This window comes from Burkholderia sp. EMB26 (assembly GCF_024730645.1).
Taxonomy (GTDB): domain Bacteria; phylum Pseudomonadota; class Gammaproteobacteria; order Burkholderiales; family Burkholderiaceae; genus Burkholderia; species Burkholderia cenocepacia.
Map to the genome: position 1 here is coordinate 1,966,826 of NZ_CP078070.1, position 14,251 is coordinate 1,981,076.

Here is a 14,251-nt window from a genome sequence, read left to right on the forward strand (position 1 = left end):
GACTCGTCGTCGGCACCGGGCGTTTTTCATGACGGCCGCAATCGGCGCGTCAGGCCGCGAACCCCGCCATCCGCTTGCGCTCCTGACGCAGCATCACGAAGTTCGCGATCACGACGCCGGCCGTCACCGCGATGATGAACAGCGTCGCGAGCGCGTTCATCTCCGGGTTCAGCCCGAGGCGCACGCGCGAGAACACGACGAGCGGCAACGTCGTCGAGCCGGGGCCCGACAGGAACGCCGACAGCACGAGGTCGTCGATCGACAGCGTGAACGACAGCAGCCAGCCGGCGATCAGCGCCTGCGAGATCAGCGGCAGCGTGATCGTGAAGAACACCTTCAGCGGCGTCGCGCCGAGATCGAGCGCGGCCTCTTCCAGCGACGGGTTCAGCTCGCGCACGCGCGACTGCACGATGATCGCGACGTACGAGATGCACAGCATCACGTGGCCGAGCCAGATCGTGAACACGCCGCGCTCGGCCGGCCAGCCGATCCACTTCGCGAGCTCGATGAACAGCAGCAGCAGCGAGATCCCCTGGATCACCTCGGGGATCACGAGCGGCGCGTTGATCATCCCGCTGAACAGCGCGAAGCCGCGAAAGCGCCCCATCCGCGCGAGCACGAAGCCGGCCCATGTGCCGATGAACACCGATGCGAACGCGGTCAGCACGCCGATCTTCAGCGACAGCCACGCGGCCGTCAGCAGCTCGTCGTCCTCGGCGAGCGCCGCGTACCAGCGGAACGAGAAGCCCGACCACACGGTGACGAGCTTCGACTCGTTGAACGAATAGACGATCAGGCTGATGATCGGGACGTACAGGAACGCAAAGCCGACGAACAGCGCCGCGAATTGCAGGTAGCGATTCGGCTTCATCGACGCCCCCCCTGTTCCTTCGCCTGGAAGTGCTGGAACATCGCCATCGGCACGAGCAGCAGCAACACCATCGCACAGGTCACGGCCGACGCCATCGGCCAGTCCGCGTTGTTGAAGAACTCGTTCCACATCACGCGGCCGATCATCAGCGTATTCGCGCCGCCGAGCAGCTCCGGAATCACGTACTCGCCGACCGCCGGGATGAACACCAGCAGGCAGCCCGCGATGATCCCGTTCTTCGACAGCGGCAGCGTGATCTGCACGAACGCCTTCCACGGTTTCGCGCCGAGGTCGTACGCGGCTTCGAGCAGGCGCAGGTCCATCTTCACGAGGTGCGCGTAGAGCGGCATCACGAGGAACGGCAGGTACGAATACACCATCCCGATGTATACGGCGTAGTTGGTGCGGTACAGCTCGATCGGCGTATGCGTGAGCCCGATCCACATCAGGAAGTTGTTCAGCAGGCCGTTGTTCTTCAGGATGCCGATCCACGCATACACGCGGATCAGGAACGACGTCCAGAACGGCAGCATCACGCCCATCATCAGCAGGTTGCGGGTGGCCGGGTTCGAGCGCGCGATGTAGTACGCCATCGGATAGCCGAGCAGCAGGCACAGCAGCGTCGTGATCGCGGCGACCCACACCGAGTTCACGTAGGTCGCGAAATACAGGCTGTCCGTGAACAGGAACGCGTAGTGCGACAGGTTCAGCGCGATGTGCACGACGCCGTCCGCGTACGATGCAAGCTCCGTATACGGCGGGATGCCGAGCTGCAGCTCCGCGAAGCTGATCTTCACGACCAGCACGAACGGCACGAGGAAGAACAGCACGAGCCACGTGAACGGCCCGGCGACGACCGCCGTCGCGCCCGTCAGGTTGAAGCGCCGCACCGGCCACTCGAGCAGGGACTTGAACGCGTTCATGACGTCAGCACCACGCCGGCGGTCGCGCTCCAGCGCACGTAGATCTCGTCGCCGAGCGCCGGCGTGTCGAGTTCCGAAATCGCGAGGCTCGACACGTTCGCGATCACCGTCTTGCCGCCATCGAGCTTCACGTGATACAGCGAATAGCCGCCCATGTACGCGACGTTGCTGATCCGGCCGCGCGCCCAGTTGAACGCGCCTTCGGGCGGCTTGCGCGTGAGCGCGATCCGCTCGGGGCGCACCGACACCGTGACCGGCATCCCGAGCGGGCCGGAGATGCCATGGCTCACGTACAGCCGGCTCGGCAGTTCCGGCGATTCGATGTACACGTGATCGGGTTCGTCCTCGACCGTCACGCCGTCGAACAGGTTCGTCGAGCCGATGAATTTGGCCGAGAAGCGGCTGTTCGGGTATTCGTACACTTCGTTCGGCGAGCCGATCTGCACGATCTGGCCTTCGCTCATCACCGCGAGGCGGTTCGCCATCGTCATCGCCTCTTCCTGATCGTGCGTGACCATGATGCAGGTGACGCCGACCTTGTTCAGGATGTTGACGAGCTCGATCTGCGTGCGCTGGCGGATCTGCTTGTCGAGCGCGGACATCGGCTCGTCGAGCAGCAGCAGCTTCGGGCGCTTGACCAGCGAACGCGCGAGCGCGACGCGCTGCTGCTGGCCGCCGGAGAGTTGATGCGGCTTGCGCTTCGCATACTTGCCCATCTGCACGAGTTCGAGCGCGGACGCGACGCGCGCCTTCAGCTCGGCCTTCGGCGTGCCTTCCTGCTTCAGCCCGAACGCGACGTTCGACTCGACCGACATGTGCGGGAACAGCGCATACGACTGGAACATCATGTTCACGGGCCGCTTGTACGGCGGCATCTGCGCGAGGTCCTCGCCGTCGATCAGGATCTTGCCCGACGTGACCGTCTCGAGGCCCGCGAGCATCCGCAGCAACGTCGACTTGCCGCAGCCCGAGCTGCCGAGCAGCGCGAACAGTTCGCCCTGGCGCACGGTCAGGTTGACGCTGCGCACGGCTTCGGTGTCGCCGAATTTCTTGACGACGTCGACGATCTGGACAAAGTTCTCGGCGCGCGCATCGGCGCCGGAGGAGGAAACGGAGAACGGCGCGCCCGCGACCGGCGCGCCCGACTGGCTATTCATGATGTGCTGCTTCTCTCCTGCGTTAGACGAACAAAGCCCCCGGGGGCACCAGGGGCTTCATGACTGCTGATTCACTTCGGCTCGCGTCAGCGGCCCGACTTCAGCTCGGTCCACAGACGCGTCTGCAGACGCTGGATTTCAGGCGGCAGCGGCTTGAGCAGGAACAGCGTCTTCACGACGTCGGCCGGCGGGTAGACGGCCGGGTCGTTCGCGACGTCGGGCCGCACGTACTTGCGTGCCTCGGCATTGGCGCTCGGGTAGTACACCGCGTTGGTGATCGCCGCGTGCACCTTCGGATCCTCGATGTAGTTGATCCACTGCAGCGCGGCTTCCTTGTTCTTCGCATCCTTCGGGATCGCCATCACGTCGAACCACACCGGCGCGCCGCCCTTCGGAATGTAGTACTCGACCTTGTACGGCTTCTTCGCCTCGATCGCGCGATGCTTCGCGATCACGACGTCGCCCGACCAGCCGAACGCGAAGCAGATGTCGCCGCCGACCAGGTCGTTGATGTAGCCCGACGAGTTGAATTGCGTGATGTACGGACGGATCTTCTTCAGCACGTCCATCGCGGCCTTGTAGTCGGCCGGGTTCGTGCTCATCGGATCCTTGCCGATGTAGTGCAGCGTCGCCGCGAACATCTGGTCGGGCGCGTCGAGCACCGACACGCCGCAGGTCTTCAGCTTCGCGAGGTTTTCCGGCTTGAACAGGATGTCCCAGTTGTCGAGCGGCACCTTGCCGAGCGCCTGCTGCGCCTTCGTCAGGTTGTATGCGAGGCCGGTCGTACCGTACGCCCAGGGCACCGAGTACTTGTTGCCCGGGTCCGCGCCGGCGACGAGCGCCATCAGTTGCGGATCGAGGTACTTGAGGTTCGGCAGCTTCGACTTGTCGAGCGGCGCGAAGATGCCGGCGGCGATCTGCTTGCCCGCGTAGTTGCTGGTCGGCACGACGATGTCGTAGCCCGAGCTGCCCGTCAGCAGCTTCGCCTGCAGCGTGTCGTCGCTGTCGTAGTTGTCGTAGCGGACCTTGACGCCCGTCTGCTTCTCGAAGTTCGGGATCGTGTCCTTCGCAATGTAGTCCGACCAGTTATAGACATTGAGCTGCGTATCCTTCGCCGCTGCCGCCGATGCACCCACGCACAGCGCGAGCGCTGCGAACCGGCCCACTACCTTTGCTTTCATCCCGTTCTCCCTCCGGCCGGACACACTGCCCGGCTGCCGTCTGCCTCGTCATGGCGGCGCATTCGGGCGCGCCGCCCCTCGAAAACCCCGAAAACTACCATCATTCGCGCCCCGTCACAAAAAAATCATGCCGGTGTCGCGCAAACGGAACAGATTACCGCCGCCGGCCCGTCGGGCCGCCCGCGCGGCGGGGCGTTCCGGGGGAATTCTATCGGGTAATCGACGGCTGTCCACCCGGAAAAACGGACAGCGGCGAACCCGCGTTCGCATGCCCGGCGTGCCCGCCCGGCGCCCGCAGGCAACGCCCGGCCGTACTGTCCCGCTGCCGCGCCGGGACAGCATGCCGGCGCGAGCGACCGGCCGGGCCGCCGCGATGCATTAAAATGGCGGCTGACGATTCAACTGCGCGAACCCTCCCGATGGCCTCCAATCTTCACGACCTCCCCGACAGCCCCTGCATCGGCGTGTGCTCGACGCTCTTCGACGAAGTCTGCAAGGGCTGCGGCCGCACGGCCGCCGAAGTGTCGAACTGGGTGTTCCTGAGCGACGACGAAAAGCGCGCGGTGTGGGAACGCATCACGCGCGAAGGCACCGCGATGCGCTTCCAGTACGACAAGCTCTAAAGCGTCCCGCGTCGGCGCAGGCCGACGCGATGCGAACGATCGGGCAGCGCCGTCCGCTCACACGCCGCTCGCTCGCCCCCCGGCCGACTTCATCCGGCCAGCCTCCCTGCCCGCCTTCGCTGTTACACCGCCGCGCACCGACGCGACACCTTCCCTCTCTCCCCGCTCTTCCCGCTGCCGACGTACGCGACGGCCGCAATGACGTCACGCGTCCGCCGTCCCGAGCCGCCAATGCCGACCGCTCGGTGCGAACCGTTGGGCACTTCGTTCGTCAACATCGTCGGCGCACGCCGATTCCATATCGCTTCATCGTCGCCGAAGTTTAAAAATATCTGATCTGACATTCTTAACAATTAAAACACCGGCTTTCCGCATGAAAATCGAATTCCCCTCCCGACCAAAACTGGAAATCTCATAAAAAATATCCTCGAAAATTTATACAAGTCCGATTTCTTTTCGGAAATCGAGTTGATAAATTTCCTCCGCTCATCGGAAATAACCGCGAGCAAGTTTCATTTCATTAATCCAGACAAACCCGGATCGCCGAATCCATTTTCGGCATTCCGGATTGCCACCAGAAACACGTCCAGATGAAATTCGTTAAGATGACGAACCAGGCCTCGCGCCTCGTGATTGCAGGCCTGCTCGCATGGGGCACCACCGCGGCTTTCGCCGACACGTTCGACGTCAAGGTCACCGGCACGGTGAAGCCCGGCGCGTGCACGCCGACGCTGGCCGGCGGCGGCACGTTCGATTACGGGCTGATCGGCTCGGCCCAACTCAGCCCGACCGCGCCCACGCTGCTCGCGATCCTGTCGGATTCGATCACGATCACCTGCGACGCCGCCGCGCGCGTCGCATTGACGGCGCAGGATAATCGCGCCGGCACCGGCGCCCTTTCCGGCAATATCAATTTCTTCGGCATGTCGAAATCGGATAATGTTCAATTCGGCCTCGGCACGGCCAGCGGCAAGAATATCGGCGGCTTTGCATTCCGTTTCCGGAAGAATTCGTTCCAGGCCGACGGCGCGGCCGTCGATTCGATTTATTCGAGCACCAAGGGCACCACCTGGACGGCTTCCGACGGCGTGGTCGACAACACCGGCGGCTACGAGTCGTGGGCCAAGAAAGGCCAGACCGTGCCGGTCGCGGCGAAGGTGTTCTCCGGCACGCTCGACGTGCAGGCCGCGATCGACAAGACGTCGAATCTCGACCTCAGCCAGGAAATCAATCTCGACGGCCTCGCCACCGTGTCCCTCGTGTACCTGTAATGCCGGTACGCGTCGTGCCATTGATTGACTCGATCGCCTGACAGGCGTCGACCGCGCCGCCGCTTCACGAAGCGGCGGCGCGACACACGCTTGCACCAACAGCCAGCCGGTTCCATGACTCTCCCAGCCCTCCATTTCCCGCGGTTTTTCCCGCTCGCCCTGCTCGCCGGTTGCCTGCTCGGCCCGGCCGCCGTTCACGCGATGGGCGTCGTGCCCGAAACGTCGGTCGTGATCGTCGACGAAGCCGACGGCGAAGGCACGATCTCGGTCAAGAACACCGACGATCACCCGACGCTGCTGCATACGACGATCGAACCGATTCCCGAAGACGACGCCGTGCTCGTGGTCGTGACCCCGCCGATCGCGCGAGTCGAAGGCGGTGCGGTGCAGCTCGTCCGGTTCGTCCTCGCCAGCGACGCACCGCTCGCCACACAGCGCCTCGCCCGCGCGTCGTTCTCGGGCATTCCGCCGCAGCGTCCGGGCCGCAACGAGATCCGGACGATCATCCGCCAGAACCTGCCCGTGCTGATCCAGCCGCGCGATCTCGCGCGCAACGACGCACCGTGGACGTTGTTGAAGTGGTCGGTCGAAGGCGGCGAACTGGTCGTGCGCAACGACAGTCGCTACGTGGTACGCCTCGAACAGAAAGTGCAGCTGCTTCCGACCCGGCAGATCGTGTCGCTGCCGGCGCCGTACGTGCTGGCCGGGCAAACCCGCCGGATCGCGCTCGCCGAGCGTCCCGCAACGCTCGAACAGGTACGAATCTTCCCGGCCACCGTCTACGGCTACTCGGTCGATCACTACGACGCGGCGCTCGCGCCCCGTGCGGCCGATGCGGCCTCGCACCGGTAGACCGCACGGCATCGTTTTCGGACCGTCCATGTCGCGCACCGCTCATCGCCGAAACGCACTGCTCGCGTTCGGGCTGTACGTCGGCGCGGGCAGCGCGCCGTGCGCCGCGCCGGCCGGCCCCGGACACCCGTCGACCGACGCGCTCGAATTCGACGCAGGCGCGTTGCGCGAGCACGGTATCGACGCCACGACCAGCCGCTATTTCGCGCACGCACCGCGCTTCATGCCGGGTCTCTCGGCCGTCCGGCTGACGGTCAACGGCCGGCGCGCCGGCCGTGCCGATGCGCGTTTCGACACCGACGGCAACCTGTGCGTCACGCCCCAGTTGTTGCGTGCGGCCGGCCTCGTCGCGCCCGACACGTTCCGCGACGCGACCGCCTGCCACGATTACCGGCGCGCGTATCCGCAGGCGATCGTCACGTTGCGCCCGGCCGACGGCGCGATCGATTTCGTCGTACCGGCCGACGCCCTCGATACGCGCCCGCGCACGCCGGATACGTTCGCACGCGGCGGTCTCGCCGGCCTGGTCAACTACGACGTGCTTGCGATGACGACACGCAATCCGGCCGGCACGTCGCAGTACTGGCAGGCCGCGACCGAGGCCGGATTCAACGCATCGGACTGGATCGTGCGCAGCAGCCAGATCGTCACGTCGGTGGACGGCCGCGTGGGCGTCGAGCATCAGGCAGCATACGCGCAGCGCACCTTCGCCGCGCGCGGCACGACGCTGCAGGCCGGGCAGATCGTTCCACAATCGACGCTATTCACGGTGGGCCGGATGTTCGGCGTGCAGACGTTTCCCGACGAAGCGCTGGCCGCCGCGCCCCGGCGCCGCTGCCCGGGTGACCGGGATCGCCCGGACGCAGGCACGCGTGGAGGTGCGCCAGCTGGGCGTGCTGATCCACGCGTCGCAGGTGCCGCCCGGACCGTTTTCGCTGGGCGACCTGCCGCTCGTCAGCGGCGCCGCGGATCTCGACGTGACGGTGGTCGAGGCAACCGGCGGCGTTCAGCACTTCGTCGTGCCGGGCGCGTCGCTGCCCGGCGCCGGGCTCGCGGCGGCGCAAGGGCTGGCGATCGCCGTCGGCCGCCTGCAGAACGACGGATACGCGCAAGCGCCGTGGCTCGCGACCGCCACGCGCGGCTGGCAGATCCGGCAGCGTGCGCGGCTGAGCGCCGGCATCCTCGCGTCGTCGCCGTTGCAGTCGGGCGCCGCGCGCGTCGAATTCGCGCCGCTTGCCGGGCTCGGTGCGGCCGTCGGCATCGACGTCAGCCGCACCGCCGCTCGACGCGGCACCCAGGCCCGCATCGCATTGGCGAACACGCTCGACACGGCGCTGCGCGCCAGTCTGTCGTTCGTACGACGCACGCCCGGATACCGGGAGCTGACCGACGCCGTCCGGTCGCTGGACGCCTTCACGCCACCCTCGCATACCCAGTTCGCGACCACACTCGGCTGGCACGATCGCGCACTCGGCGCGCTGTCGTTCGACTACACGCGCGTCGGGCTGTTCGACGGCCCCGCGCTGCAGCGCGTGTCCGGCACGTGGACGCGTCCGTTCGGACGCGCATCGGTCGCGCTGAACGTGAACCGCACGCTCGGCAGCCGCGGCGCGGGCGGCACCCAGGTCTACGTGAACATGAGCGTGCCGATCGGCCGTCGCAACGTCGGCACCTATGCGAACCTCGACGGCCATGCGGTGCGTTCCGGCGCACGCTACGCCGACACGTTCGGCCGTACCGGCCACTACAGCGTCGCGGCCGACTACGACACCGCGAGCCGGTCGCCGTCGATCCGCGCGAGCGTCAGCGCGACGCCGAACCATGCACGCGCCACCGTCAACGCGGGCGTGTTCGGCGCCGGCCGCTCGATGCTCAGCGTCAACCTGCGCGGCGCGCTCGCGTGGATCGATGGCGCCGGCATGCTGTCGCCGTATGCGATTCGCGACACGTTCGCGCTCGCGCGCGTCGGCGAACAGCCGGGCATCGAACTCGCGACGCCGTCCGGCCCGGTCTGGACCGATCGGCGCGGCCGGGCCGTCATCGCGTCGCTGCCCGCATACGCGCAAACCTTCATCCGGATCAGGACGAAAGACCTGCCGCGCAATATCGATCTGAAGAACGGCATGCAGACCGTCGAAGCAGGTCGCGGCTCGGTGAGCCGTGTCGAATTCGCCGTCGAGACGACGCGGCGCGTGTTGCTGACCGTGACGCAAGCGAACGGCGCGGCGTTGCCGGTGCTGTCGACCGTCATCGACGACGACGACCGGTTCGTGACCGTATCCGCGAGCGCGGGCAAGCTGCTGCTCGCGGGCGCGCAGTTGAGCATGCCGCTGCGCGTCGTGCTGCCGGACGGCCAGCACTGTCGGCTGACGATCGCACTGCCGGACCAGCCGCCCGTCACGACGCGCTACTACGAGCGGGCCGACGCGCGCTGCGAGCCGGACCCCGATACCGCCCGCGACGCCCGCACATAAAAAAAGCGGCATGCCGACCGCCATGCCGCCAACCCCAACTCTGTTCTTGTTCCGTCGCGTCTAGAACTTCATCCCGACGCCCACGCCGACGATCAGCGGATCGATGTGCAGCGTGCCGATGCCCTTGTCGCCCAGCGTCGCATCGGTGCTCATCCAGATCTTCTTCACGTCGACGTTCATGAACACCTTCTTCGTCAACTGCACGTCCACGCCGAACTGCAGCGCGGGGCCGAAGCTGCTCTTGTTGATCGACACGCCCTCACCGCCGACGTTGAGCCCGTTGTTGTAGAAATACGTGTAGTTCAACCCGGCGCCGACGTACGGGCGCACCTTGCCCGCATGGTTGAAGTGATACTGCAGCAGCAGTGTCGGCGGCAGCACGCCCACGCCGCCGAGATTGCCGAGACTCGACGTCAACTGATGCCGCGACGTGCCGAGGATCAGCTCGACGCCGAGGTAGTCGCGGATCATGTACGTGAAGTCGAGCTCGGGCACGATCGCGTTGTTCACGCCCGTGTTGATCGCGCCGAGCGTGTCGCTCGCGCGCTCGTTCGGCTGGATGCTGATCGCCCGAAGCCGAACCAGTACGTCACCCTGATGGATGCCGTCGCCCGGCGACGCCGCGTGCGACAGCGACGGCATCGCGATGGTGGCCGCGACGGCGGCAGCGGTGACACAAGTTCGAATCGTTTTATGCATGGTACGGACCCCCAAAGAATGGTTTCCATTCTCCCTGTAGGGTCTTTTCGTCATCTTGATATTGGTCAAGCCAGCGTAAACGTGGGACGGTTTGCCGCAGGCTCGGTCGCACTGCCCGTCAGCAGCAGGTCGAGCAGATCGCGCACGCTGCGGATCGCGCGGCCGAACGGCAACGCCTCCCGGCCGCGGAAGAACAGACCGTTCGCGACATCGCCGCGCAACGCGGCCGCGAGCCGCGTATCGATGCAGAAGTGGCCGAATTTCTCGATGCCGTCGCGCAAGCCGCATACGCTCAGGCATTCGAGCGCGGTCGGGCAGCGCTGCTTCAGCGCGCCGAGCTTGGTCCGAATGCGTGTCTCGTTGCGCAGGTAACGATCGAGCCACGGCGTCTTCACCGCGCGTGCCGGCAGCCCCGTCACGCTGACGAATTCGACGATGTCGTCGGGCGTCGCATCGGCGAGCACGCGCTTGAAATGCGGATGCGCATCGCCTTCCTCGGTCACCGCGAACGGCGTCCCGACCTGCACGCCGTCCGCGCCAGCCGCGAACGCCGCGCGCACCGTATCGTGACTGTTGATCCCGCCGGCCACGATCAGCGGGATCGTGTCGCGGGCGATGCCGAGCGACGCCATCACCTGCGCGGTCTCGTCGAGCACGCGCGCGAAATCGAAACGGGCGTCGTGCATGTCGTCGATCTGCGTGACGCCGAGGTGGCCGCCCGCGTGCGCCGGATGCTCGATCACGATCGCGTCGGGCAGGCGCCCCTTCTTCATCCACTTCTTCAGCACCAGCGCGATCCCGCGGCTGTCCGACAGGATCGGGATCAGCGCGATGTCGTGCCCGTGCGTGAGGTCGGGCAAGTCGAGCGGCAGACCCGCGCCCATCACGATCGCGTCGGCGCCCTCGTCGCACGCGACCCGCACGTAGTCCGCATGCGCGCTCACCGCCTTCATCACGTTGACCGCGATCATCCCGCGCCCTTCGCTGTACGTTTTCGCGAGACGAATCTCGCGCGCGAGCGCGTCGAGGTTCGCCGCTTCGAGCGTCGCGCGATCGGGTTGCGCGCGGCAACGCTCGAGCAAATCCGCGTGATGGTGGCGCAGGTCGATGCTCGCGATCGTGCCGACCGCGCCTTCGCGCGCGACGCTGCCCGCCAGCCGGTGCGCGGAGATGCCGACGCCCATGCCGCCCTGCACGACGGGCAGCAAGGTGCGGCCGCGAATCGTCAGCGGCGGAAAGGAAGTGCGTACGGTCATCTGAAACCTCGTCGGAACATCGGAACCGCGATGATCGACGATCCACCGCCGCGCACCTTGACGGCCGTCAATAAAAAAACGGCACGCGAACGTGCCGTCTCCGGTTCGGGCCGCGCGCGGCGCTCAGGCCGGCTTCAACTGCATCGACTTGTATTCGAGATACTCTTCGAGCCCGTACACGCCGTTCTCGCGGCCGTGCCCCGACTGCTTGAAGCCGCCGAACGGCGCGGCGCCGTTCCACGTGCCGCCGTTGATGTCGACCTGCCCGGTGCGGATGCGGCGCGCAACGCGCATCGCGCGTTCGTCGCTGCCGGCCCACACCGCGCCGCCGAGCCCGTACGGCGAATCGTTCGCGATCCGCACGGCTTCGTCTTCATCGCGATACGTGATGATCGACAGCACCGGCCCGAAGATCTCTTCCTGCGCGATCATCGATTTCGGATCGACGCGGCCGAACACGGTCGGCTTCACGAAGAAGCCCTTCGCGAGCCCTTCCGGCAACCCGGTGCCGCCCGTCACGAGTTCCGCGCCTTCGTCGATCCCGCGCTGGATGTACGCCTGCACGCGCTGCTGCTGCACGGCCGACGCCAGCGCGCCGAGGCGCGTCGCCTCCTGCCGCGGGTCGCCCGCGACGTACGTTTCGGCCGCGGCCTTCGCGATCTCGCGCGCTTCGTCGTAGCGGGCTTCCGGCACCAGCATCCGCGTATGCGCGGAGCAGGTCTGGCCGGCGTTCAGGTAGCACGCGTTGACGGTGCCCTTCACCGCCGTCGCGAAATCGGCGTCGTCGAGGATCACCGATGCCGACTTGCCGCCGAGCTCCAGCGCGACGCGCTTGACGCCCGCGGCCGCCAGTTCGGCCACGCGCTTGCCCGCGCGCGTCGAGCCGGTGAACGACACCATGTCGACGTCCGGGTCGGTCGCCAACACCTCGCCGACGACCGGGCCATACCCGCACACGAGGTTGAACACGCCGGCCGGCAGCCCGGCCTCGTGGATCGCTTCGGCGAGCATGAACGCGTTGAGCGGCGCGACTTCGGACGGCTTCAGCACCACCGTGCAGCCGGCCGCGAGCGCCGGCGCGACCTTCAGCGTGATCTGGTTGAGCGGGTAGTTCCACGGCGTGATCGCCGCGACGACGCCGACCGGCTCGCGCACCACCAGCGAATTGCCGACCCGGGCCTCGAATTCGAACGATTCGGCGAGCTTCGCGTACGCCTTCCAGTTGTAGATCGGGCCGCCGACCTGGATCGCGCGCGACAGCTTGATCGGCATGCCGACTTCGCCGGTGATCGACTGCGCGAGTTCCTCGCTGCGCGCCTGCAGATGCTCGACGATCTTGCGCAGATAGCCCGCGCGCGTCGCGGCCGGCGTGGCCGCCCACGCGTCGAAGGCCGCGCGCGCCGCGCGGATCGCGTCCTGTGCGTCGGACGCGACGCCCTCGGGAATCCGGCCGATCACGGCTTCGGTGCCCGAGTCGATCACGTCGATCGTGCCGGTGCCGGCCGGTTTGCGCCATGCGCCGTCGATGTAGAACTGGTCGTAGATTTTCATCGTGTTCCGCCTCCAGGGAAGCCGCCATTCTAGCGAGCGTTTCGGTGACGGGTGTGACGAATGACAGCGATTCGAAAGGACCGGCGCCCCGGCGCCCCGTCGCCCCGTCGCCCCGTCGCCCCGTCGCCCCGTCGCGCCGGTGCTCCGCCGCCCGCCGCACACGGCCGGCGCGGCATCCGTCGGGTCGCCGCCACTTCAGCATCCGCCCGGGTGCGCGGCCGGGCCCGCATCGTGCTATGTTTTTAATATCGGCATCGGCCCATTGCGGCCGGCGCCGCCCGGAATCGACGCACTTCGTGAGCGCTGCCATGTCCGACGCATCCCATACCCTCGGCTCGCAAGACCGCCTGGAGCTGCTTTGCTGGCTCACCTGCGGCAACCTCGGCGCGTTTTACCTCAACGAATCATGGCCGGACGCCGCGTTCCAGGTGCAGGCCGCGCACCGCTGGCTCGACCGCCATCACCGCCAGGCCGACTGGCTGTCGGTCGCCAGGCTCGCGGCGCTCGCGCAGGACATCGCGAAGCGGCATGCGGGGTTCGTCGACGCGTCGTGGGCGCGCGACGCGGTCGAGGAAATCGTCGATACCGACGATCTCGACTATCGGGCCAAACTCGTGCAATGGGTGTACGAAGACTGCTGCAAGGCGCTCGCGGACAAGCGGCTGGCGGATTGAGCCGCGCGGACCGTGCCCGCGCGCGGGCCGCGGCATCGCCTGACGGGATACGCGCTGTTCGCCGTGACGAACGTCACGGCCTGAATGACTGCCGGGGCACGGCGCATGTGCGCCGCCCCGGCGCCGGCACGCGCAACGCGTGCCGATGCGTTTACAGCAGCGACTTGGCCTGCGTGAGCACCTTGTCGCAGATCTGCTTGGTCACCTGCTGCTTCAGGCCGCCGCCGCTCAGGTCGAGCTTGCTGCCGTTGCCTGCGTCGAGAATCCCGCTCGCACCGCTCGTATAGCCACTGTCGGACGACGCGGACGCGTTGCCGCCGAGCTTGCCGATCAGCGCGTCCTTCACCGACGCCGCGCCGCCGCCGGTCGCGCCGCCGAGATAGTTGTTCTGGATGCAGAACTGCAGCAGGCCCGCGACGTTGCCCGTGCTGCCCGGCATCAGCGACGCACCGCCGCCGCCCGTCAGCGCGCCGCCGAGGCCGCCGAGGTTGCCGAGCGCCCCGCCCGCGCTGCCGCCGGAATCACCGCCCCCGCCGACCTGTTTCAGGACGTCGCCCAGTTGCGCGTGGGCGACCGAAAACGGCGCGAGCAATCCGATCAGCGCGCCGGCAACGGTCGCGCGGTAAAGACGTGCATTCATGTAAAGCCTCCCGGTTGTGATTGCGTGAGTACCGCGAATCGCATCCAAGGATACTCAATCGACCGTGGCATGACAGCCT

General features: G+C 66.9%; 13 protein-coding genes and 1 pseudogene. 6 read left to right on the forward strand and 8 right to left on the reverse strand.

Annotated features, from left to right (window positions below; genetic code table 11):
* Window positions 1-49 precede the first annotated feature (49 nt).
* The 4 genes from KU887_RS09245 to KU887_RS09260 form a co-directional block, all read right to left on the reverse strand.
* Window positions 50-871, reverse strand: coding sequence for an ABC transporter permease subunit (locus KU887_RS09245; RefSeq protein WP_006497202.1), 822 nt, complete (start codon window positions 869-871; stop codon window positions 50-52).
* On the reverse strand, window positions 868-1,794 hold the full coding sequence (locus KU887_RS09250) for an ABC transporter permease subunit (protein ID WP_006488137.1): 927 nt from the start codon (window positions 1,792-1,794) through the stop codon (window positions 868-870). The genes KU887_RS09245 and KU887_RS09250 overlap by 4 nt, the downstream gene beginning before the upstream one ends.
* Window positions 1,791-2,951, reverse strand: coding sequence for an ABC transporter ATP-binding protein (locus KU887_RS09255; RefSeq protein WP_258250024.1), 1,161 nt, complete (start codon window positions 2,949-2,951; stop codon window positions 1,791-1,793). Before KU887_RS09255 ends, KU887_RS09250 begins: the two co-directional genes overlap by 4 nt.
* Before the next feature lie 86 nt (window positions 2,952-3,037).
* Entirely contained in the window at window positions 3,038-4,132 is a 1,095-nt protein-coding gene (locus KU887_RS09260; RefSeq protein WP_006497200.1) for a polyamine ABC transporter substrate-binding protein, read from the reverse strand.
* Between the two features lie 419 nt (window positions 4,133-4,551).
* Here KU887_RS09260 and KU887_RS09265 point away from each other — a divergent pair, with 419 nt between their 5' ends.
* The 5 genes and pseudogenes from KU887_RS09265 to KU887_RS09285 all read left to right on the forward strand — a co-directional run bounded on the left by KU887_RS09265 (window position 4,552) and on the right by KU887_RS09285 (window position 9,352).
* On the forward strand, window positions 4,552-4,755 hold the full coding sequence (locus KU887_RS09265) for a DUF1289 domain-containing protein (protein ID WP_006493160.1): 204 nt from the start codon (window positions 4,552-4,554) through the stop codon (window positions 4,753-4,755).
* A gap of 590 nt (window positions 4,756-5,345) precedes the next feature.
* Window positions 5,346-6,026, forward strand: coding sequence for a DUF1120 domain-containing protein (locus KU887_RS09270; protein ID WP_006488135.1), 681 nt, complete (start codon window positions 5,346-5,348; stop codon window positions 6,024-6,026).
* 114 nt (window positions 6,027-6,140) lie between these two features.
* A complete protein-coding gene (locus tag KU887_RS09275; RefSeq protein WP_006488154.1) occupies window positions 6,141-6,878 on the forward strand; it encodes a fimbria/pilus chaperone family protein in 738 nt (245 codons plus the stop codon).
* Window positions 6,879-6,906: 28 nt separating this feature from the next.
* Window positions 6,907-7,359, forward strand: a pseudogene (locus KU887_RS09280) (FimD/PapC N-terminal domain-containing protein); the annotation flags it as partial.
* 391 nt (window positions 7,360-7,750) lie between these two features.
* Window positions 7,751-9,352 (forward strand): fimbria/pilus outer membrane usher protein, encoded by a 1,602-nt coding sequence (locus KU887_RS09285; RefSeq protein WP_258250025.1) that lies wholly within the window; start codon window positions 7,751-7,753, stop codon window positions 9,350-9,352.
* Between the two features lie 60 nt (window positions 9,353-9,412).
* Here KU887_RS09285 and KU887_RS09290 read toward each other — a convergent pair whose 3' ends face one another.
* From KU887_RS09290 to KU887_RS09300, 3 genes are all read right to left on the reverse strand, one after another.
* Window positions 9,413-10,051 carry an OmpW family protein gene (locus tag KU887_RS09290; protein WP_006488120.1) on the reverse strand — a complete coding sequence of 213 codons (639 nt, stop codon included), beginning with the start codon at window positions 10,049-10,051 and terminating at the stop codon, window positions 9,413-9,415.
* 65 nt (window positions 10,052-10,116) lie between these two features.
* Entirely contained in the window at window positions 10,117-11,307 is a 1,191-nt protein-coding gene (locus KU887_RS09295; protein WP_006488150.1) for a nitronate monooxygenase family protein, read from the reverse strand.
* 123 nt (window positions 11,308-11,430) lie between these two features.
* Complete coding sequence (locus tag KU887_RS09300) at window positions 11,431-12,858, reverse strand: aldehyde dehydrogenase family protein (protein ID WP_258250026.1); 1,428 nt, start codon at window positions 12,856-12,858, stop codon at window positions 11,431-11,433.
* A gap of 308 nt (window positions 12,859-13,166) precedes the next feature.
* On the opposite strand from KU887_RS09300, the gene KU887_RS09305 reads away from it, so the two are divergent.
* Window positions 13,167-13,532 carry a hypothetical protein gene (locus KU887_RS09305; protein WP_006488152.1) on the forward strand — a complete coding sequence of 122 codons (366 nt, stop codon included), beginning with the start codon at window positions 13,167-13,169 and terminating at the stop codon, window positions 13,530-13,532.
* Between the two features lie 151 nt (window positions 13,533-13,683).
* Here KU887_RS09305 and KU887_RS09310 read toward each other — a convergent pair whose 3' ends face one another.
* Entirely contained in the window at window positions 13,684-14,172 is a 489-nt protein-coding gene (locus tag KU887_RS09310) for a DUF2501 domain-containing protein (protein ID WP_006493163.1), read from the reverse strand.
* Window positions 14,173-14,251 lie beyond the last annotated feature (79 nt).

Excerpts from the sequence above, each read along its gene's own strand:
- KU887_RS09245 (WP_006497202.1), bottom strand. The coding sequence starts at position 871 with ATGAAGCCGAATCGCTACCTGCAATTCGCGGCGCTGTTCGTCGGCTTT.
- KU887_RS09250 (WP_006488137.1), bottom strand. The coding sequence starts at position 1,794 with ATGAACGCGTTCAAGTCCCTGCTCGAGTGGCCGGTGCGGCGCTTCAAC.
- KU887_RS09255 (WP_258250024.1), bottom strand. The coding sequence starts at position 2,951 with ATGAATAGCCAGTCGGGCGCGCCGGTCGCGGGCGCGCCGTTCTCCGTT.
- KU887_RS09260 (WP_006497200.1), bottom strand. The coding sequence starts at position 4,132 with ATGAAAGCAAAGGTAGTGGGCCGGTTCGCAGCGCTCGCGCTGTGCGTG.
- KU887_RS09265 (WP_006493160.1), top strand. The coding sequence starts at position 4,552 with ATGGCCTCCAATCTTCACGACCTCCCCGACAGCCCCTGCATCGGCGTG.
- KU887_RS09270 (WP_006488135.1), top strand. The coding sequence starts at position 5,346 with ATGAAATTCGTTAAGATGACGAACCAGGCCTCGCGCCTCGTGATTGCA.
- KU887_RS09275 (WP_006488154.1), top strand. The coding sequence starts at position 6,141 with ATGACTCTCCCAGCCCTCCATTTCCCGCGGTTTTTCCCGCTCGCCCTG.
- KU887_RS09290 (WP_006488120.1), bottom strand. The coding sequence starts at position 10,051 with ATGCATAAAACGATTCGAACTTGTGTCACCGCTGCCGCCGTCGCGGCC.
- KU887_RS09295 (WP_006488150.1), bottom strand. The coding sequence starts at position 11,307 with ATGACCGTACGCACTTCCTTTCCGCCGCTGACGATTCGCGGCCGCACC.
- KU887_RS09300 (WP_258250026.1), bottom strand. The coding sequence starts at position 12,858 with ATGAAAATCTACGACCAGTTCTACATCGACGGCGCATGGCGCAAACCG.
- KU887_RS09305 (WP_006488152.1), top strand. The coding sequence starts at position 13,167 with ATGTCCGACGCATCCCATACCCTCGGCTCGCAAGACCGCCTGGAGCTG.
- KU887_RS09310 (WP_006493163.1), bottom strand. The coding sequence starts at position 14,172 with ATGAATGCACGTCTTTACCGCGCGACCGTTGCCGGCGCGCTGATCGGA.